18 protein-coding genes are annotated in these 20,149 nt (G+C 37.0%); 8 read left to right on the top strand and 10 right to left on the bottom strand.

Going from position 1 to position 20,149, the window contains the following annotated elements:
* Window positions 1–10: 10 nt before the first annotated feature.
* The 6 genes from RGQ13_RS15745 to ubiU form a co-directional block, all read right to left on the bottom strand.
* Entirely contained in the window at window positions 11–271 is a 261-nt protein-coding gene (locus RGQ13_RS15745) for a DUF5062 family protein (RefSeq protein WP_348390695.1), read from the bottom strand.
* A 47-nt stretch (window positions 272–318) separates the two neighbouring features.
* Entirely contained in the window at window positions 319–999 is a 681-nt protein-coding gene (gene folE, locus RGQ13_RS15740) for a GTP cyclohydrolase I FolE (protein WP_348393417.1), read from the bottom strand.
* A 53-nt stretch (window positions 1,000–1,052) separates the two neighbouring features.
* Window positions 1,053–1,775: a dihydromonapterin reductase gene (folM, locus tag RGQ13_RS15735; RefSeq protein WP_348390694.1), complete on the bottom strand. Its 723-nt coding sequence runs from the start codon at window positions 1,773–1,775 to the stop codon at window positions 1,053–1,055.
* 17 nt (window positions 1,776–1,792) lie between these two features.
* On the bottom strand, window positions 1,793–2,152 hold the full coding sequence (gene folX / locus RGQ13_RS15730) for a dihydroneopterin triphosphate 2'-epimerase (protein WP_348393416.1): 360 nt from the start codon (window positions 2,150–2,152) through the stop codon (window positions 1,793–1,795).
* Window positions 2,153–2,322: 170 nt separating this feature from the next.
* On the bottom strand, window positions 2,323–3,195 hold the full coding sequence (locus RGQ13_RS15725; RefSeq protein WP_348390693.1) for a U32 family peptidase: 873 nt from the start codon (window positions 3,193–3,195) through the stop codon (window positions 2,323–2,325).
* A gap of 10 nt (window positions 3,196–3,205) precedes the next feature.
* On the bottom strand, window positions 3,206–4,201 hold the full coding sequence (ubiU, locus tag RGQ13_RS15720) for a ubiquinone anaerobic biosynthesis protein UbiU (RefSeq protein ID WP_348390692.1): 996 nt from the start codon (window positions 4,199–4,201) through the stop codon (window positions 3,206–3,208).
* Window positions 4,202–4,345: 144 nt separating this feature from the next.
* Between ubiU and ubiT the strand changes: the two genes are divergently transcribed.
* Together ubiT and RGQ13_RS15710 are read left to right on the top strand one after the other, a co-directional pair.
* Window positions 4,346–4,819, top strand: a complete 474-nt coding sequence (gene ubiT, locus RGQ13_RS15715) for a ubiquinone anaerobic biosynthesis accessory factor UbiT (RefSeq protein ID WP_348390691.1) — start codon at window positions 4,346–4,348, stop codon at window positions 4,817–4,819.
* Window positions 4,820–4,951: 132 nt separating this feature from the next.
* Window positions 4,952–5,626, top strand: coding sequence for a GAF domain-containing protein (locus tag RGQ13_RS15710; RefSeq protein ID WP_348390690.1), 675 nt, complete (start codon window positions 4,952–4,954; stop codon window positions 5,624–5,626).
* Window positions 5,627–5,640: 14 nt separating this feature from the next.
* Here RGQ13_RS15710 and RGQ13_RS15705 read toward each other — a convergent pair whose 3' ends face one another.
* Genes RGQ13_RS15705 through pdsR form a run of 3 tightly spaced genes read right to left on the bottom strand, consistent with a single transcriptional unit; the run spans window position 5,641 to window position 9,121 of the window.
* Window positions 5,641–6,216 carry an SOS response-associated peptidase gene (locus tag RGQ13_RS15705; protein WP_348390689.1) on the bottom strand — a complete coding sequence of 192 codons (576 nt, stop codon included), beginning with the start codon at window positions 6,214–6,216 and terminating at the stop codon, window positions 5,641–5,643.
* Window positions 6,217–6,244: 28 nt separating this feature from the next.
* Window positions 6,245–8,413, bottom strand: coding sequence for a proteobacterial dedicated sortase system histidine kinase (pdsS, locus tag RGQ13_RS15700; RefSeq protein ID WP_348390688.1), 2,169 nt, complete (start codon window positions 8,411–8,413; stop codon window positions 6,245–6,247).
* A gap of 12 nt (window positions 8,414–8,425) precedes the next feature.
* Window positions 8,426–9,121 carry a proteobacterial dedicated sortase system response regulator gene (gene pdsR, locus RGQ13_RS15695; RefSeq protein WP_348390687.1) on the bottom strand — a complete coding sequence of 232 codons (696 nt, stop codon included), beginning with the start codon at window positions 9,119–9,121 and terminating at the stop codon, window positions 8,426–8,428.
* A 225-nt stretch (window positions 9,122–9,346) separates the two neighbouring features.
* Here pdsR and pdsO point away from each other — a divergent pair, with 225 nt between their 5' ends.
* Window positions 9,347–10,114: a sortase-associated OmpA-like protein PdsO gene (gene pdsO / locus RGQ13_RS15690; RefSeq protein WP_348390686.1), complete on the top strand. Its 768-nt coding sequence runs from the start codon at window positions 9,347–9,349 to the stop codon at window positions 10,112–10,114.
* A 225-nt stretch (window positions 10,115–10,339) separates the two neighbouring features.
* Here the strand turns inward: pdsO and RGQ13_RS15685 are convergent, their stop codons facing one another.
* A complete protein-coding gene (locus RGQ13_RS15685) occupies window positions 10,340–11,602 on the bottom strand; it encodes a DUF3859 domain-containing protein (protein ID WP_348390685.1) in 1,263 nt (420 codons plus the stop codon).
* 394 nt (window positions 11,603–11,996) lie between these two features.
* On the opposite strand from RGQ13_RS15685, the gene RGQ13_RS15680 reads away from it, so the two are divergent.
* From RGQ13_RS15680 to RGQ13_RS15660, 5 genes are all read left to right on the top strand, one after another.
* Window positions 11,997–14,228 carry a marine proteobacterial sortase target protein gene (locus tag RGQ13_RS15680; RefSeq protein ID WP_348390684.1) on the top strand — a complete coding sequence of 744 codons (2,232 nt, stop codon included), beginning with the start codon at window positions 11,997–11,999 and terminating at the stop codon, window positions 14,226–14,228.
* 2 nt (window positions 14,229–14,230) lie between these two features.
* On the top strand, window positions 14,231–14,986 hold the full coding sequence (locus RGQ13_RS15675) for a class GN sortase (RefSeq protein ID WP_348390683.1): 756 nt from the start codon (window positions 14,231–14,233) through the stop codon (window positions 14,984–14,986).
* A gap of 149 nt (window positions 14,987–15,135) precedes the next feature.
* Window positions 15,136–16,509: an MFS transporter gene (locus RGQ13_RS15670; protein ID WP_348390682.1), complete on the top strand. Its 1,374-nt coding sequence runs from the start codon at window positions 15,136–15,138 to the stop codon at window positions 16,507–16,509.
* Window positions 16,469–19,375: a gluconokinase, GntK/IdnK-type gene (locus RGQ13_RS15665; RefSeq protein ID WP_348390681.1), complete on the top strand. Its 2,907-nt coding sequence runs from the start codon at window positions 16,469–16,471 to the stop codon at window positions 19,373–19,375. The genes RGQ13_RS15670 and RGQ13_RS15665 overlap by 41 nt, the downstream gene beginning before the upstream one ends.
* On the top strand, window positions 19,372–20,136 hold the full coding sequence (locus RGQ13_RS15660; protein ID WP_348390680.1) for a CBM9 family sugar-binding protein: 765 nt from the start codon (window positions 19,372–19,374) through the stop codon (window positions 20,134–20,136). Before RGQ13_RS15665 ends, RGQ13_RS15660 begins: the two co-directional genes overlap by 4 nt.
* The last annotated feature ends 13 nt before the right edge of the window (window positions 20,137–20,149 follow it).

Raw genomic sequence — 20,149 nt, 5'->3', positions numbered from 1 at the left:
GATAGTAAATCTATTTTAGTAATTCATGACCTTCAGGAAGTTGTTTCTGTATCCACAGCGCAAGCTTATGCTTCATACTTAATAAATCTTCTTTATCTTCTGGAAGTGGATGAACTAATTTATCTTGTACTAACAAACGATATAAAGCTTCAATCTTTTGTTTGGATGCATCGGTTGCACCAAAACTTTTAAAACCTCTATTTATTGCGTATTTTTCACCTACACTAAGGGCTATTTTTAATAAAGCCTGTTCATTTTTAATTTTTTTCATACGCGTTCCATATAAAGGGGGAATGTTTATACCAAATGGGATAAATATTATTGCAAAAATTCGCTGCGAGTCGAGGGGTTACTTTTAAAACAACCGCTTAAGGCTGTTGTTGTGGTACTTGAATTTGAATCCATAACGCCACGAGCTTTCACGCAATAATGCACGGCATTGATTGTTACCGCAACATGTTCTGTGTCTAATAGTGCTTTTAATGAGATCAAAATTTGCTGAGTTAAACGTTCTTGTACTTGTGGCCGTTGGGCAAAAAAGCGAACCAGACGATTGATTTTAGATAAGCCAATAATTTTATCACCAGGAATATAAGCAACCTTTGCTAAGCCATCTATGGTGACAAAGTGATGTTCACAAGTGCTGGTTAGGTTGATGTCTTTAACCATAATCATTTCATCATTAGCCATTTTATTATCGATGACAGTAATTTTTGGAAAGTTACTGTAATCTAAACCGGAGAAAATTTCTTGCACGTACATTTTAGCAATACGATGAGGCGTTTCTTGAAGACTATCGTCGGATAAGTCTAACCCTAGAGTGTCACAAATATCAGTGAATGATTGCTTTATCTTTTGATATTTTTCATCATTACTGAGTTTGTTATTACTTTGCAAAGGCGTTTCTAAACCGGCATTTATTAATGCTTTTTGTACAATTTTAGCCGCAGGACTGCTTGCTTTGTTGCTACTAATGCTAGCTAGTTTTTTTGCTTGCATGCTATTCATTATAATTTTCTCAGTTATTAATACTTAGTTTAGCTTTTATGGTTTTAAGCTAAATGTCGGCCACCATTTAAGTGTAGTGTATGGCCGGTGATATACCTACTGTTTAGTAAGTACTGTACTGCTTCAACCCCTTCAATTTCACCTGGGGCTATTTGCATTAATGATTTTTTTAAAGTTTTTTGTTTATAGCTGTCACTGTCGTTTTCATTGAACATAAGTAACGACGGTGCAATAGAATTTACTTTTACTTTAGGTGCTAAGAGGGCAGAGAAAGAAAGTGTTAAATTGGCTAATGCAGCCTTACTTGCGGCATATGCTATGTGTTTTTTACTGCCTTTACCAACTACAAAGTCAGTTAAGTGAATTATATCAGCTGCGTTAGATGTTTGTAGGTAATAATTTTCCAATAAAGGCTGCAAGAATAAATTAAGCTGATAGGGGGCTTGTACGTGGACTTGCATCATACTTTGCATTGTTTCACTAGGGGAAACTGCGGCGCTTTCGGCTAACCAGTCGGACGCATTATGTATTATCGCTTTTAACGAAGAACAATTACTTTGAATGAATTGGTTAAAGTTAGCAACGCCTTCATCGGTTGAAAAGTCCGCTTTGATACAGATTATGCCAAGGTTTTGTAGTTCAGTTATTGACTCACGTTCAGCTCTATAGGTAATTACTACAGGCGTAAGTTTACTATGTAAGGCTTTTGCGAATGCCAAGCCTAATCGTTGCCCTCCACCGGTGATAACTATTGCATTGTCTATCATAAATTACCTACCACAAATTATTTACGCTTGGCACTTAAGGTAAGTGATACCGAATCAGCAAAGCGCAACGCATGCGGCTTTTCTACGGTAACTTTTGCGAAGGTTACAAGTTTGGAAGTCATGGCAATTTCTAATAAATCTGAAGTCAACTTTTCTAACAGTTTAAAGTTTCCACCTTCAACATGGCTTATCATTTTTTTGGTAATTGTTTTATAGTTTAACGCTTGTGCTGCTTCATCAGTAGTGCAAGCATTTCCTGCTGGGTAGCTAATTCGTGCGTTAATAACGATGTCTTGTTGTTTACTTATCTCTTCGGGGTTAAAACCAATATAGGTACGTAAGCGCAAGTTGATGATATCAATGGTTGCGTCATCCATTATTAATGTATTGGTTTTATTTCGTATATTTTGAACCGAACTCATGCTTATCTCTATCAATGCTTTTTTTTAGTATAACAACTTGTAGATACAATGAAACGATCGATAATGATTTTACGGAGGGGAAACAAGAGTAAAATTATACTCTTGTTCATTTTTGGTGAAGTTGTTTAAATAGTGTCCATTCCAGCGATTTGATGCCAATAACCATTCGAATGATTGTTTGGTAGTTTTTCAAATGTTGGTTGTTGTTCTTTAGCTATAAAATCATCCAGTACAGTGAACGTATCTTCTGCTTGTGGGCTTATACGGATTATGTCTATCAAGTCTTTCATACTTGTTATGTCATTACTTAAGTTATAACAATCACCTGACATAGTTTGAATTCCATTTAATACAAACAGTTGTTTATCTTCCTGGCTGTCGGCAATTCGCCCGCTTGGGTAATTGATACAACACAGCTGACAATCATCTTTACTTTTGTTTTCACTTCTTGCAGTAAAACAGCGAGCAGAATAGGCCAACGGTAAATACCCATAAGATTGAACTTCAACTTCAAACTTGTCACGTAGCCCTTGGTTGGCTAAATCATCTAAGGTATGTTTGATCCAATCTCGGCCTAACTCAACCGGTGTTACCCAGCGCTGCATTCCCATATTAATTAAGCGCTTTAAAGCAGGGGCGTTGTAGGCATTTATTGCCTGTCCACAAACAAATTCAACCCTGTTTTGTCGGCAAAACTCAATTGCGCCAACATCATTTGCTTCAATAATAAAGTCGCCGTTATCACAATATTTTTTAAGTATTGATACTTCTGACGGGGCTTCCAAAAGTGCCATTGTAGACAATACTATTTGTTTATTTGAATTTGCTAATTCCTTAGCAAGCTCAAGCCAATCTTTTTGGCGAAGCTCTCGTCGTTTTGAGCAAACAGTTTCGCCCAAGTATATAATGTCAGCATTTGAATATGCTGCTTGTTGGTAAAATTCTTCAACCTTTGCTTTTGGCCAATAGAATTGATTTGCACCTAATGAATACTTCATTACTTTTCCTCTATTGCCAGTTGCGGTGATAGGCACCTAGTGTTGTTTGTGAGCCTTCAGAAATATTACCAAGCTCGCTCATCCAGGTTGGATCAGCTTTATAGTTTTCAGGATCTTTTTTATAGCAATCTATAGCTTGTCGCCATAATCGAGTTACCGTGGCAACATAAGCAGGGCTGCGTTGTCGGCCTTCAATTTTTACCGAAGCAATATTTGCTTTGGCAAGCTCAGGAATTAAATCAATAGTATTTAAACTCGTTGGCTCTTCTAGGGCATGGTAAAGATTATCGTCTACCTTGAATCGACCTTTACATAGAGTAGGGTAGCCGGCATTTTCGTCGTCTTGGTAGCGATCAATTAATACATCATTTAAACGTGACTCTAAGCCATTTTCAGTTTGTTTCCAGTCGACATATTTTGCTGGCGAGCAAGCGCCAACAGTATTAGGGCTTTCACCAGTTAAATAAGAAGATAAATAACATCGACCTTCAGCCATAATACACAAACTGCCAAAAGCAAAGACTTCAAGTTCAATGTTAGTTTGACGAGACAGTTGTTTTACTTGTTGAAGCGACAATACTCTAGGCAATACAACGCGATGAATATTGAAATTATTTCTGTAAAAATCAATCGCAGCTTTATTGGTGGCAGAAGCTTGCACTGAAAGATGAATTTCAGCATCTGGATATTTATCTGCAGCGTAATCAAGTACCGCCATATCAGCAATAATTAATGCTTTTGCACCTATATCTATCGCTTTATCTACGGCATATTGCCAATGTCTGAATTCACCAGGTTTGGCAAAGGTATTAATGGCTATATGTAAGTCTTTATTTTTTTGATTAATTAAGTTGGCGGCTTGCAAAATTCGTTTATCGTTAAAATTAAGGCCGGCAAAGTGGCGAGCATTAGTTTCATTGTTCATGCCGATAAATATTGCATCAGCGCCATGCTCTAAGGCTGTTTTTACTGCAGGCAGGCTACCGGCTGGGCAAAGTAATTCCATGGGGAAGATCATACTCTTAGTTATTTTTATGCGAGATTATTCTAACTAATCAGTTAGATATATATTTGATATGGATTAAACAATAGATATTTATAATTTGTTATCTTGTTTATATTGAAACTACTAACCTTTTATTTAGAACCTATGAAACTTCCCAAAAAACTTTGTCAAATCCTGCCTAAAATAGCTCATGTATCAAGTCATATTGTTCCTGGTTCAATTCAAAGTAAGGTTATTACTGTTGCGATTAATAACGCACTTAAAGAGCAACTTGAAGATGGCGAATTAGATTTTTTAGAAGAGGTATTCCTAGAAATAAAAGTAACTGACCTCAATAAGTCTTGGTTTTTTACCGTCGAGGATGAAAAAATCAATGTTAGTCATATGAGCAAGACACAACTAAATAGCGATGTAGTGATCAGCGGAGACTTTAATTCATTTGTTTTATTAGCATCACAAACTATTGACCCTGACACCTTGTTTTTTAAACGCAAGTTATTGATTGAAGGTGATGTTGAGTTAGGGCTTGCAGTAAAAAATTTACTCGATCGAGTTGAGCTTAATCAGCTTCCTGAGCTTTTAACTAAGCCAATTGTCGCCTACGCCGAAATACTATAATTGTTTCTGTTTTCTGCTAAATAATAAAATGTGTTGGCATCAGAACAATCTTCTGTATAATAGATTTTTCATTTAGACGTCTATACATCTAAATTAATGGTTTATTAACATAACATTTTATAGGTAAAGCAAATGCGATTATTTGACATATTAGGGGTTCTTTATGAGCCAATTAACACCCTTGATAACCATGATCATTTGTTAACTTATATTGAGCCTGAGTTAAACGCAGACGGTACTTGTCCAATCTATAAGGTTGCAGGAAATACCTATGACTTAATGCAATATATTGATAGCGCTGAACAGAAAGCTAATTTGTTAGATTTACTGGCTCGTTTAAACCGTTTGGTGCGCTGGATCCACATTAAATCTGATGTATTGTGGTTTGGTATTTACCTTCGCCATGGCGACAAGTTGGTTAAGTACGTTTACAACGGTGAAATGAGTAAAGCTGAATTTGAGATCTCAGAAGAGCACTTAGAAAAGTCGATTAATACTCGTGTGATCATGGAAAAACAGCAATATTATATTCCAGATGTTGATACCCACGACGGTCCATATTATCGTTGTGATGCGAAAGTTAAATCGGAGCTTTGTTGCCCTATATTTGGACCAGACGGTGATGTAATTGGTATTTTTGATTCTGAAGATCATCGTAAAAATTTCTTTGATGACAAAATTGATTTTATCGGTAATAAAGTAAAACGTGCCATTGAGATCTTTTTAGAAGACCATCCTTACATGACCCATTCTAAAGAATTTTCTATTGAGCAAGACGACTACTCAAAAGAAATAAAAGCAAACTAATTCACAAAGCTGCTTTAAGCCGCTGTTATTTGGAAAGGTTGCTCTATCGTTGCCAGCAATGGTGCAACTAATTCTATATCATCACTAAACCATTCATTTACAGAGTTCGGTGCAATTATTAGTGGCATTCTGCTGTGATATTGAGAGCATTGCTCGGTAGACTCGGTGGTTAACGTGACCAGCAAAGGCTTATCACCATCTTTAGCTTGATAATAAATCCCTGCCATCAATAATGGCGTTGTGGTGTTATTAGCAAACTGATATTTCTGTTTTTTTCCCTGCTCATCAGTTTTCCATTCGAACCAAGTTGAAAATGGAATGAGGCAGCGCTGCTTTTTAAAAGCCTGCTTAAAGGTTGGTTTTTCAGTAATGCTTTCAGCTTGTCCGTTAATTAACAACTTATTTGCCCATGCTGGCTTTATCCCCCACAAAGTATCTTGCTGGGCAAGTTCTCCACCTGTCTCTATTATAGTACTTACCGATTGGCTAGGGCATAAGTCACTATTATCAGCACACGCAAATGGACTGAGTAAATTGCTGGTCACCCATGACTCTATTTGCTGTTTATTTACTGAAAATCGTCCACACATAAATTGATATTTTCTACATTACTATTATCTAAGTTAATCGGGCTACAGGTAAAGTAAGTATAAACCTTACGCCACTTTTATCTGATAAATTTTCAGCAATGATAGTGCCATTGTGATAATCGCTGATCAATTTACAAATATATAAGCCAATGCCTAAATGAGGCTGTTTTTTCTGCTCTTCAGTACGCACAGAAACCATGGCATCAAAAATATTAGCCTGCATCTTTTCTGGTAATAAAGTGCCTTTATTTTCTATCGATAACATAACCTGTTTCTTGCTATTTTCTAGCGCTAAATTAACCTTAATATCATCACCGTTGTTACTAAATTCAACAGCGTTCGATATTAACTTATCAAAGAGTTGCGCTATATGCTCATCACAGCCGTTAATAAATATGGGTTTATTAGTAATATTGATATTGAACTGTTGTTGCTGATATATTTGTTGGTAGCTTTGGCTACAACCCTCAACTAAAGCGGCAAGATCAAATTCACCACGCTCAGATGTTGCCAATGCTTGCTCTAAATGAGTTGCTTCACTCATTGCCATTAACATTGAATTTAAACGGTTTATACCATCCTTTGCGCGCTTCATATAAACTTGACTGTCTTGTGGTAATTGCTGGTTTTCCATCATTTCAAGTGATGAACGTACCACAGATATTGGCGTTTTTAGTTCATGTGATAAACGTGAAGACATATTTTGTAGATAGTTATTATATTGGCCAAGTTGGCTAATTATATTGGTAAAACTTTTTGATAAATCACCAATTTCATCGTTTATTTTGGTAGAGGGTAAGTTGGACTTTATTTTACCTTGCTCATCAACTACGGCTTCGGTTTGATTACGTAGTTTACGAATACGAAATGACAACCTTAGGGTATATAGAAATAATGCCGCTACCGATAAATAAATGAAAATACTGGTCAGTAATATACCTTCAACTGCTTTATTACGAATGCTGCGAATACCATGGGTTGTTTCTTCAACAATTACCGCACCTTTTACTTGGTTGTCGACATAAATCGGATGCGCCGCAGACAAAATAACCGCTTTATTATCATTGGTGGTCCACCACATTGAGGTTAGCTTCCCGGTGTCAATTGCTGTCTGAACATGACGGTTTTTATGACGGCGATTTTCAAACTGTTCAATGGTGAATATTTTTGGTGGTTTAGTTAAAAAGTATTGATAAAAAGGGTTAATGATCAAGTCTCTTATTTGACTAAACCAAGTGTCTTTTTCAAGATAGAAATTATTATCAGACCAATCTCCAGCCGCATTTTGAATATCACCATGCTCAGTTAACAGTTGTTGATGCTTATCTACAACACTGATTTTTGAATGGCTGCGCCCCATGGCCTTAATAATACTTTCAATTTTGGGTGAAGGCACCGTAAGTGTACCTAAGTCATTAGAGTTTTGAGTATCAGCGGTGCCAATAACAACCTTTTGAATTGGTTTTTTAAATGAGTCAACATCGGTAATACTAAAACCTACTTTTTCACCGAGTAATGCTTTTTTAATTCTAAGTTCGACAATATAGCCGTCTTTGGTTAATTGCCATTGGCCTTGTATTGCGGTTTCATTTTGTGGGGGAGTATCTACATCTGCTTTGGGCATTTTAAATGCGCTAACCCATCCGGGGCTATGGTTACTTATCACATAGCGAGAAAATTCTTGGTTTTGGTCAAGCGTTGCTATTTCAATATGATCATTTTCAATAACCGATAAAGCATTTTGAGGGCGAAATAATACCTTGTCATCGGTAACTGTTAATATTGCGTATACATAGTCTTTATATCGACCTATTTGCGAACTAAAATTTAAGCTAACTTCTGCTTCGCTAAGAGTAGAGTTAATTTGGTTAAGGTGGTTATAACGGTTAATGCTTTTGCTATTAGCGTGTTCGAGCCAGTCATTTTCAAGCCCATCCAGCTTTATTGCTTTAGTAATTTCACTTGGAAAAAAATCTTTGCCTTTAACCAAGGCATCTTTATAGCTGGCCTGATTATTAAATAAATTCTCGCGCTCATGTAATGCTGTTGCCAGTGCCTTAGCATTGTTCATTAAGGTTTGTTCTTGACCTTTGCGCAAGTGTTTTTCCATATCCCAAATATAGTTGTAACCTATCATTGGAATAGCCAGTAAAAAACTGGCAAAAAACATTAACTTTATGGTGATGCTTAAGCGCAAACTGATAATCCCTTATTTCCCATCATGCCAGCGGTACCCCATACCGTATACTGTATCGATACAATTGAAGGTGCTATCTTGTGAGGCAAACTTTTTACGAATGCGCTTGATGTGAGCGGTAACTGTGTTGTCATCAACGACTATATTGGCGTCTGTCATTAGCTGCTCTTTATTTTTTACATGTCCTGGATTTAAAGCTAAAGAGTAAACCATCCAAAATTCAGTAATGGTGGTGTTTATTAATTTGTCTTGCCAATGAATGCTTAATCTATCTTTATTGATACAGAGCTCGCCGCGGTCTACTTTATTTTCGATTATCGGCTTATCGATAAATTTGAGGTAATTCAAAATAGCATGTATACGGGCACTTAAATTGGCAAAGCTCATTGTTTTACTTACATAGTCATTAGCGCCTAAACGTAAGCCACTAATTAAGTCTGCATCTGAATCTCGAGCGGTTAAAAATATAATCGGCAACGTTTCAGACTTATCACGCAGATAGCGACATAAATCAAAACCACCATCATATTCATCTTCCAACCCTATATCTAAAATGGCTAAATGCGGCAGCGATAATTCAAACGCATCGATAGCTGTTTGCTTGTTTTTATAGGTTTGCACCACAAAGCCTTGTTTACGCAAAGCGTCGGCATAATTTTCTCTGATCGCTTCATCATCTTCAACAATTGCAATTCGTTTGCTCATCATCTCTTTTTCTTAGTTGTTGGACTGTATTACGCCAATATATCTTAAATGTTTCAATTGTTAAGGATAACAGGCTAATCATCATAATTGGTCATAATTGCGCGTTAAAAGTTCATTTTAGAATAATTGGATTGTCATTTTTATCGAGTTTAATGAAGTCATTGAAAGTTAGGGCAAAAAAACTTAACTGCAACTTAAGTATCTACATTAACTAAAAAGGTAAACATTATGAAAAAGACAATGACAGCAATAGCACTTAGCTCGCTAATACTCACAACCTCTTTGATTGCTCCACAAGCGTATGCAGAAGAAAAAAACATTATTGAGCATATTGAAGAAATCCCAACAGAAGAAAAAGTAGGGGTAAGTATTGGCGCAATTATCGGTGGGATATTTGGCGGACCTCCTGGGGCATTCATTACAGCTATTGCCGGCGATTTTATTGCTAAAAACATGCTGGCAGAAGAGGAAATAAGCGCTCTTGAAATACAAGTTGAAAAACAACAGCTTAATGCCACCAATGCAAAGCATAAGCATAATGGTGAAATGAAAAACCTTGAAATGCAATATCAACAAGAAGTAATGAATATTGCCAACAGCTATGAAAACAGTGAAAAAGCGCAAGTAGAAAACATATTAGTTAGCTTAATGTTTAGAACAGGCTCAAGCGTAATTGAACCTCATTATGAACAGCAGGTAAAAGCATTAGCGCAAGTTTTACAACGTTCACCACACTTAAATATCGACTTGTCTGGCTATACCGACAAACAAGGTGATGAACAACTAAACCTTCAATTAGCTGAGCAACGTATTGCCAGCGTTAAGCAGTTATTACTTGATGAAGGCATAGGCGAACAGCGTATATTTACTAATGCCTTTGGTGAAATGGCCCCCGTTGATGAAACCATCGCCTCTGAAGTGAATTACTTTGACCGACGTGTAGTAATGAAATTAAAAGTAGATAGTGAGGAGGTGGCCAAACAAGCAAATTTGTAATTTAACATTTTTTGAACCGAAAAGTCTCCCGCCAAGTAAAAGCCATTTATCAACAGATAAATGGCTTTTTTGTGTCGCTTGTAACTATACATATAAGAATGTATACAGTGTATTATAATTACAAACACTAGCGTGGTGTGGTAGCAAATGAAGCTTATTGTGGAGAGAAATAATGGCTTCCTGAACTTTTTTAGGAGCTAATAAGTGGCATTCTCAGCCCCTGTATTACTCTAGCAAAAACTCTTTTTCAATGGTTAGTTCACCATCAATTTTTAGCTGGAATTTCCACATACCGGCGATTGCTTCCCAATCATCTTCAATAATATAACTAAATGGTTGAAAGCTTCCGGGTTCAAATTCAATTATTTCAAGATCGGAAAAAATTCGGCCTTGTTCTGGGTCCAACAAACCTTGTTTAGGAAAAATAAAACCTGACTCGACCTGCAACGGTTTATCAGAGTATCCCTTTGGAATATATACTTCGATGCCAAACTCGGTGCCAATTTGTTTTGATATACGGGTAATCGATTGCTCATAGCCATCACGGGTTACAAAAAACGTCTCATCTTTTGTTAGATGATTGATATCAACCACATCGGTGTTAATTAAGCCATAACTGACAATATAGGGCTCGGTTTCAACGTTCTTAATAACAAACAGAAACGTCCCGATTGAAATTATCAATATCACTATAAGGCTATTAAAGAGCTTTTCTGCTTTTGACATTTTTTGCGGTTTCGGCATTTCAGCCTTTTCAGGATCAGCATTGTGGTTGACAATATAGCGATATGAAACAGACAAAAAACAAACTTCCATCAAGGCAATAACGAGATAAATTAAAGTATCAATACACTCAACAATAAATTCGTTGGTAATGATTTCGGTTAATGAATGTAATGCGAAGCCTAAAACACCGGGAATAAAGCCTAATAATAGGAATAACCTAAGACTATGCCCTTTGCTCACTCGCCATGACCACCGCAGTGAACGTTGCTTGCCAACCGCGGCATCAGGTAGAACTAAAGAAAACCGAGCAATAAAATAAGCAACCGGTAGCATTGCACAAAAGTTGAACAGGCCTATATAGGCAGAATGTTTGTCGTAATTATTCACAAGAAATAACCCTGAAACGATTATCATCGGCATAAATAACAGGGTGCTGACAACACCTAATTGTAAGAACTTAAATAAAAAGCAGGTATTTCTACTTCCCCAGTGCAACCAACTAAGACTGCTTTTTGTCTCGCTTTTTAGCAGAAATATTTGATGGCAATTAAAAGCTGTAATGGCAGAGAGTAAAAGTAACGCAATCCCATATATAACTATCGCTGGTGCATTTGAAATGGTTAAATCTGTTAACAGATAAGGATCAACAATATTAAAGAGTATAAATGGCCAGGTAAGCCAAAAGATTAACGATAAGTTATTTGCGGTTAACTTAGCACTATCTTGCATAACGCCATTGAGTGGTAGAAACATCTTTTCCATGTTCAGTAACAGTCCTCTTTTAGGTGAACATCAAATAAACCATATCTAGAAAATTATATTTGTTAACAATTGTGAAACATTTAATGGTGGCAAAATTTAAATAAAGCTAGCTTAACGCCAAGCTGCTTGCCTGACGTGGAGTTTTTGTACTAGATATAATTAAAGATAATTGTGTGTTCACAATTCCTTCTTATTTTTAATAAGTTTAAAGTGCGGCGCTTAAATATATGGACTTAGGCTGCGTCGCTCATTGGAGTTGTTCTTTTCTACTTTGCTTCCTGTGCTGTACTGTCAGTCATAATTGATCATTATTCAAAATCTATCAGTCATATTTATCTACCTTTTAGGTCATAAAGTTTCGCTTAAATAAGCTCATAACCTATGGAGAAACGTTATGACACCTAAACCCTTATTGAAATATTATTTAACTAGCACGGCGCTCTGGCTTACTTATCTTGTTGTCGGCTCGATGCTGGTCAGCTGCTTTGTTGTTTATGCAAGCGCTAATACCACTGCAAACTCAAGTTCTACACAATACTCAGAAAAAATTGATTATAGCGCTGTTGAATCTGGTAGTTTGTTTCTTAAAAGCGAGCAGGGAGTAGTGTACTCTTTAGTTACTGATAGTGATTATCAAATTGATGTTAATGCCATGATGGCAAGAGTGGTTGTTACTCAAAGCTTTATCAATACGTCAAATGATTGGGTAGAAGGAATTTATGTGTTTCCTTTAACTGAAGGTGCTGCCGTTGATGATATGGAAATGTGGATAGGCGAGCGGTTTATTAAAGCCGAAATTCAAGAGCGTAAACAGGCAAAGAAAACCTACGATGTAGCAAAAAAGGCAGGTAAAAAAGCCAGTTTGGTTGAGCAGGAACGGCCGAATATGTTTACTACCTCAGTGGCAAACATTCCCCCCGGTGAAATAATTAAAATTAAAATTAGTTATTTGCAACAGGTACCATTGCTTGCCAATACTTTTAGTTTACGTTTGCCATTAACGATAACGCCAAGGTACATTCCAAAAGAGTACACTGAAAAAAAACTAAAATATGAACAACAGCAAACAGCAAAGCAATTAGAGCAACAAACTCAACCAATAGATATAAAACAAGGCTTAGGTTGGTCTGTTAATACTTTTACCGTACCTGATACATCGCGAATTACGCCTTTGCAAGTACCTGAACATTTAGGTCAAAAAGCATCTATATCAATTAATTTAGATGTTGGTTTGCCCTTGTCTGAAGTTAACAGCGATTATCATCAAATAAATCATTCTGAAAAAGAGCAAACTCATAAAATTTCACTTACCAATTCCTGCATTGTTATGAATCGTGATTTTGTCCTAAATTGGACGATAAAGGAAAGCTCCAGGCCACAAGCTGCATACTTTAAAGAAAGCAAAGGCGGCTATGATTATGGTCTATTTATGATCACCCCACCAACAGCACTGAAAACTAGCATTACTATCCCAAAAGAAATGATCTACATCATCGATACATCAGGCTCAATGGGCGGTGTTGCAATTAAACAAGCTAAGCAAGCATTAAATTTTGCCGTTAAGCAACTAACGCCTACTGATAGATTCAATATCATTGAATTTAATTCAACTTATACAACGCTGTTTAATCAATCAGAATTTGCCTCAAAGAGCTCTGTGAATAGAGCTATTAATTGGATAAGTAGTTTACAAGCCAATGGAGGCACTGAAATGGTAGGCGCATTAAAAGCCGCTACAGGTGTATCTTCTGATTCTGGCTATATTAGACAAATAGTATTTATTACCGATGGTAGTGTTGGTAATGAAGAGCAGTTATTTCGTATCATAAGATCGAAGCTTTATGATTCTAGGTTGCATACTGTAGGGATCGGTAGTGCGCCGAATAGCCATTTTATGGAACGCGCAGCTGAACTTGGACGTGGGTCTTTTAGTTATGTTGGCAATGTTGGTGAAGTTAAGCAAAAAATGAATGCTCTATTTAATCGCATTGCTCAACCAATGCTGACTGATATAAACATTAACTGGCCAAGTGAGCAGGTTGAATTATTACCTAATAAAATTCCTGACTTATACGCAACAGAGCCTCTTATTATCAGTGCCCGTTGGCCGTCAAATTCTTTGTTGAATAACACTGCACCAATGACCGTGAGCGGTGAAATTAATCAGCAACTTTGGTTGCAAGACATGCCTGTTAATAGTGCTATGAAGCAATCCGGAATAGCCACTTGGTGGGCAAGACAAAAAATTAAACACCTTACTTATGAGCTATACGACAGCAATGACAGAGCAGAAAAACAGCAATACATTGATAAGATCACAAAAATAGCAATTAATAACCGTTTGCTATCAAAATACACAAGTTTCGTTGCCGTTGAAAAAACGCCAAGTAGAAAGCTTGCTGACATATTGAAAAAACGTCCTGTACCTAATGCCATGCCAAAAGGTTCAACTCAAAAAATTCCATTGGCCCAAACCGCAACCAATGCCAATGCATTATTCAAGGTTGGAGTATTAATGCTGTTAATCACTGGTCTGTGTATGTTGGCAACTTGCTCTAGAAGGCAATATCATAAATTAGTCCTAAGCAATTATAAGCTTAATAACAAACTGACAATAAAGGAATAAAGATGAGTAATATTAAATTTATTCCAGTTACCGATTTATCGAAGTTAAAGAGCATTGCTTCTGACCAAACACTGTTCGAAGCTAAAAAAACAGAGAATCAAGTTGAGAAAGACCAAAAAAATTTGCTCAAATTATTGAAAACAATATTTGTGATAATTGCTTTAGCTTGTATCGTAAGTGCATCTTATATTCATATTAAAGCGTACTTCGCACAATACCTTTTGAGCCAAGCTTGGCAACAAAGTAGCGCAGACAATGTAGAAAAACCATGGCCTTGGTTTGATAGTCATCCGGTGGCTAAAATTAATTTTCCAACTTTAGGCAATGAGCAAATTGTCCTCGCTGGAGACTCTGGACAGGCATTGGCATTTGGCCCTGGACTAAGCCATTTAAGTGTACAGCCGGGTGAAGAGGGAACATTAGTTATATCTGGGCATAGAGATACTCACTTTAGCCTTCTACAATATTTAAACCCAACGGAAGAAGTGATTCTCGAAAGCATTTCTGGAGAGCAGCATAGTTACAAAATACATAAAATAAGCGTTGTTGATATTGATGAAGTAGACATACTGCAAACTGAATACGAGCGTTTACTACTAGTAACTTGCTTTCCATTTGATAGTGACGCAGCAAATACTCCGTTAAGATATATTATTGAAGCTTTACCTGTTGAAGATATGCCGCAATCGACATTGATAGCTAAGCAAGGGGCGAGGCTGATGAAAAAGTATAGACAGAATATTTCCTTAACGTTTTAGCTTAATAGAATTGGTATTCCCCTTAAATGCCTATCAACCCTGATGGGCATTTTACATTTCATATTGAATATTATTTACAAGTTGTAAATAAATTGTTAACTTATATGTAAGCGCTTACATTTTTGTACTGGTATATAAGTGAACAATCAATGAAACAACAAATAAATAATAAATTTTCAATAAAAGAAAGTGCGGGTTATGCCTGCGGAGATGTCGCTTCAAATTTCTATTGGCGCGTATTTGACGTATTTCTTTTCATTTTTTATACCGATGTATTTGGGTTATCTGCAGGTGCTGTAGGAACCATGATGCTGGTTACTCGCTTAATTGATGCCTTTTCTGATCCGCTAATGGGCGCAGTTGCTGATAGAACAAAAACTCGCTGGGGAAAGTTCAGACCTTACTTGCTTTGGGGGATTATTCCGATAGTTGCTGCCGGCGTATTAACTTTTACGGTACCTGATCTTGATGATAGTGGTAAGTTGGCTTGGGCATACTGTACCTATATATTTATGATGCTGGCATATACCTTTATTAATGTGCCCTATGGAGCATTACTTGGCGTTATTACTGGTGATAGCCAACAGCGTACCTTATTAACTAGTTTTCGTTTTATTGGCGCTTTTTCTGGAGGAAGCTTAGTTGCTTATTTAACACCTGAATTGGTGAATTATTATGGTGGGGCTGATCAAGTATTAGGTTGGCAATTAACTATGCTGACCTATGGGGTTGTCGCCGCAGCACTATTTTTTATTAGCTTTATTTCTACCACCGAACGCATTCAACCTGTAGCCGAGAAGAGTGCCCCCGTTCTGCAAGACATTAAAGATTTATTTAACAATAAACCTTGGCTAATACTGTTTTCTTTAGCATTGATTATCATGATGACCATCACTTTACGGGGCAGTTCAGGCACCTTTTATTTTAAGTATTTTGTTGAGCGAGAGGACTTAATTGGCAGTTTTAGCTTAGCTTATATGCTGTCTTTAGGTGTTGGGGCGGCGAGTACGCCAATACTGACAAAATTCTTTGATAAAAAAACATTATTGTTCATTTTAATGATCGCTGTAACGGTATTGTCGGCGTTATTTTATTTTGTTCAAAAAGACCAACTTTGGCTTATCTTTTCATTACAAATAGCCATTGGCTTTTGTCTAGGGCCTAAGTCGCCATTAGTCTTTTCTATGTATGCTGATACAGCAGATTTTTCAGAGTGGAAAACTGGCAGGCGAGCAACGGCAATGATTTTCTCTGCAGCGGCATTCGCGCAAAAATTAGGAGGAGCGTTAGCCGGCGCTATGATGGGTTGGTTACTTGCAAGTTTAGGTTATGTAGCTAATCAAGCTCAAAGCTTGGAGTCACAACACGGCATTGTATTGTTAATGACACTTCTACCTGCCATTTTTGCATTAATTTCAGTATTTGTGATCCGGCTCTATCCATTAAATGATAACAAAATTATAGATATCCAAGGTCAGCTGAATGATCAAAAACAAGAGACTATCAGCAATGAACAAGCCTAAAGATGAGCTAGTTTATGTGGATAAAAAAGGCCAGCGCGTAGAACTATATAGTCCGACTGAAATGCCTGAGGCAGGTGGTTTTTTGTGGAATAAATACATGATGGTGCAATTTAATTGTCGTGGTTATGCAGTAGGTCAATTTATGCAGCCAGAGCCAAGTAAATACGCTTATGCACCAAACCTGGAAGCAAAAACATTTATGCAACCAGAGCATGCGTATTATGCCAATCATCCGGGGCGATTTTTTTATATTAAAGATGATGATACTGGTGAAGTGTTTTCAGCGCCATTTGAACCAACAAAAACCTCACTCGATTATTTTTGTTTTTCAGCTGGCCAAAATGATATTAAATGGCGCATTGAAGCGCTAAATATTGAGGTTACCATAATGGTAACTCTTAGCGATTCTGATGCGATTGAAATGTGGGAGTTAAATGTTACCAACTTAGACAATAAAGTGCGTAATATCAGTATTTATCCTTATTTCACTATTGGCTATATGTCGTGGATGAATCAATCGGCAGACTTTTTCCCAGAGTTAAATGCGATCATTGCTACTTGTATCAGCCCTTATCAAAAAGTTGAAGAGTACTTTGCACGACATAATTTAAAAGAAAAAACCTTTTTTATCGCCGACACGGTTCCGACATCGTGGTGTTGTAATCAAAAAGTGTTTGAGGGCAACAGCGACGTATCTTTCCCAGATGGCATAAAAGCTTATGCATTAAAGCAAATAAATTCATTATATGAAGTGCCTGCTGCGGTCATGCAATATCAACAATGTTTTCAGCCTGAGCAGAGAATGAACTATCGCTTTTTATTTGGTCCTGCATCTAATGATCAGCAAGTATCAGAAATTAAAAATAGATACTTTGGCAAAACATTATGCTTTGACCAAGAAAAAAATAATTATCAACATTATGTAATGCAAAGTTCTGGCCCAATAAAAATTGATACAGGCGACAATATTTTAGATCAATTTGTGAATCATTGGCTGCCCAGACAAGTGTTTTATCTTGGTGATGTAAACCGCTTAACAACCGACCCTCAAACTCGTAATTATTTACAAGATAACCTTGGCATGAGTTATATTGCGCCAAACACCGCACGCCAAGCGTTCATCACTGCATTGAGTCAGCAATACCAGACAGGAGAGATGCCTGATGGTATTTTAATTCATCCTGATGCAAGCTTGAAATACATCAATCAAGTGCCTCACACTGACCACTGTTTATGGCTTCCTATATGCATTCAAGCATACTTAAATGAAACAAATGACCTAGCATTACTAGATCAATTAGTTGGCTTTGCTGATAACCCAAATAAGCAAACAGTCAAGCAGCATATTGAATTAGCATTAGACTGGTTAATTGGCGCACGAGATGAACGAGGCCTTAGTTATATCGCACAAGGAGATTGGTGTGACCCTATGAATATGGTCGGTTACAAAGGTAGAGGTGTGTCAACTTGGTTAACGTTGGCAAGTGCCTATGCAATTAACACTTGGATAGATATTTGTAATGATTATCAAATTGAAATAAATTCAAAATATCGTGCTTTTGCAATACAGCTTAATCAAGCGGTTAATACACATTGTTGGGGAGGGGAGTGGTATAGCCGTGGTATTACAGATGATAACGTAAGCTTTGGCGTTGCTGATGATAAAGAAGGGAGGATTTTCTTAAACCCACAAAGTTGGGCAATACTTTCTGGGGCGGCATCAACCGAGCAAAAAGGTAAATTACTTGCGCAAATAAAACAGCAACTTGATACTCCATTTGGCACTATGATGCTAGCGCCAAGTTATACAAAAATGCGTGAAGATGTTGGTAGAGTTACCCAGAAATTTTCCGGCACAGCTGAAAATGGCTCTATCTATAATCATGCGGCAATTTTCTATGCATATAGTTTATTTAAAATTGGTGAGGGTGATAAAGCATTTGAAGTTATGAGGAAGATGCTACCGGATGATGATTTTATCCAGCGAGGGCAATTGCCAACTTTTATTCCTAATTATTATCGTGGTGCCTATTATCAACATCCTAGAACCGCAGGGCGCTCAAGCCAGTTATTTAATACCGGCACAGTGTCTTGGTTTTATCGTTGTGTGATTGAATGTATAGCAGGACTAGTAGGGCACAAAGGTGATTTGTTAATTAAGCCACAACTACCTACGCATTGGCCCAAATTATCTGTGAACAGAAAATTCAATGGTTCGATTTTTGAAGTTGAGATTACGAAGTCAAAGCAAGTAAGCCAACAAACGATTCAGGTTAATGGTAGTTATATAACATCTAATCGTATTACTAATATTGTTGCAGGCAAAAATTATCTGGTCAAAGTATTAATTCCCGCCCAATCCGAGCTGATAATTATAATGGGGGTTAGTGGTTGCGGTAAATCAACTATCGCAAAGCAAGTTAGCCAACAGTATAACTATAAATACATAGAGGCAGACGATTTTCATTCAAAAGATTCGATAGAAATGATGGCTAAGGGGATACCTTTAACCGATGTTCAGCGTGGACCTTGGATTGATAAAATATGTGCTTGTTTACAAAAAGAATTCATGAAAGACAATGGTTGTGTGTTAGCTTACTCTGGTCTTCGAGCAGAGCATCGAGAAAAATTCAGACAACTTGGTTTTGTTACTCGCTTTGTATTTTTAGACGTTGATGAAAAACAAATTTCAAAAAGATTAAAAGCTAGAAACTCGCACTTTTTCAAAGCTGATTTACTCGCCAGCCAATTTGTCGCATTACAGCGCCCAAAAGGGGAGTTAGATGTTTACCAAATTGATGCCAACCAACCGCAAGCAAGTGTCTTGGGACAAATAGTTACTCACCTTAAAAAGGGCGACGCATGAAACACCTTCCACGATTAAAACAAGCTATGTCATTGTGTTGTTTATTCTTTGCAATACAATGTCTTGCTGATGAAAATATAGCCGCTGTGGTTGAAGCTGAATCTGCAATTACTATTGATGGAAAAGCATCAGAGCAAGCTTGGAATAAAGCACAATGGTCACTTATTGATAAGCATATTGTTGGTGAATATCCAAGTAGTGACGATTTCTCTGGTCGTTTCAAATTACTCTGGGATGAAGATTATTTATATTTAATGGCAGAAATTAGAGATGATGTTTTGTTTGATCAATATGCAAACCCGACTGAGAAATACTGGGATGACGACAGCCTAGAAGTATTTATTGATGAAGATGCGTCAGGAGGTAAACATCAATTTAGTTTTAATGCCTTTGCTTATCATGTCGCGTTAGATAACCAAGTCGCTGATATCGGGCCTAAAAACTCAGATGGTAGTACTAATTTTATTTTACTTAATGAACATGTGCAAAGTGGCTGGCAAAGAAATGCTAGTCCTGAAAATGTGATCACCTGGGAGTTAGCTATAAAATTGTATGATGATAGTTTCACTCTAAAAGGTAAGCATACACCCGTGAAATTAACAAAAGGCAAAGTTATCGGTTTTATGTTGGCTTATTGCGATAATGATGGCAGTAAAGAACGTGAACATTTTATAGGATCAGATGATATAAAACCTAAAAATGGCGATAAAAATCTAGGCTATATTGATGCTAGTGTATTTGGAAAAATTAAACTGCACTAATACCAACGGCAGT

The organism is Thalassotalea psychrophila, assembly GCF_031583595.1.
Classification (GTDB): domain Bacteria; phylum Pseudomonadota; class Gammaproteobacteria; order Enterobacterales; family Alteromonadaceae; genus Thalassotalea_A; species Thalassotalea_A psychrophila.
The sequence above is the reverse complement of the archived record's forward strand: the minus strand, read 5'-3'. Positions and strand labels throughout refer to the sequence as shown.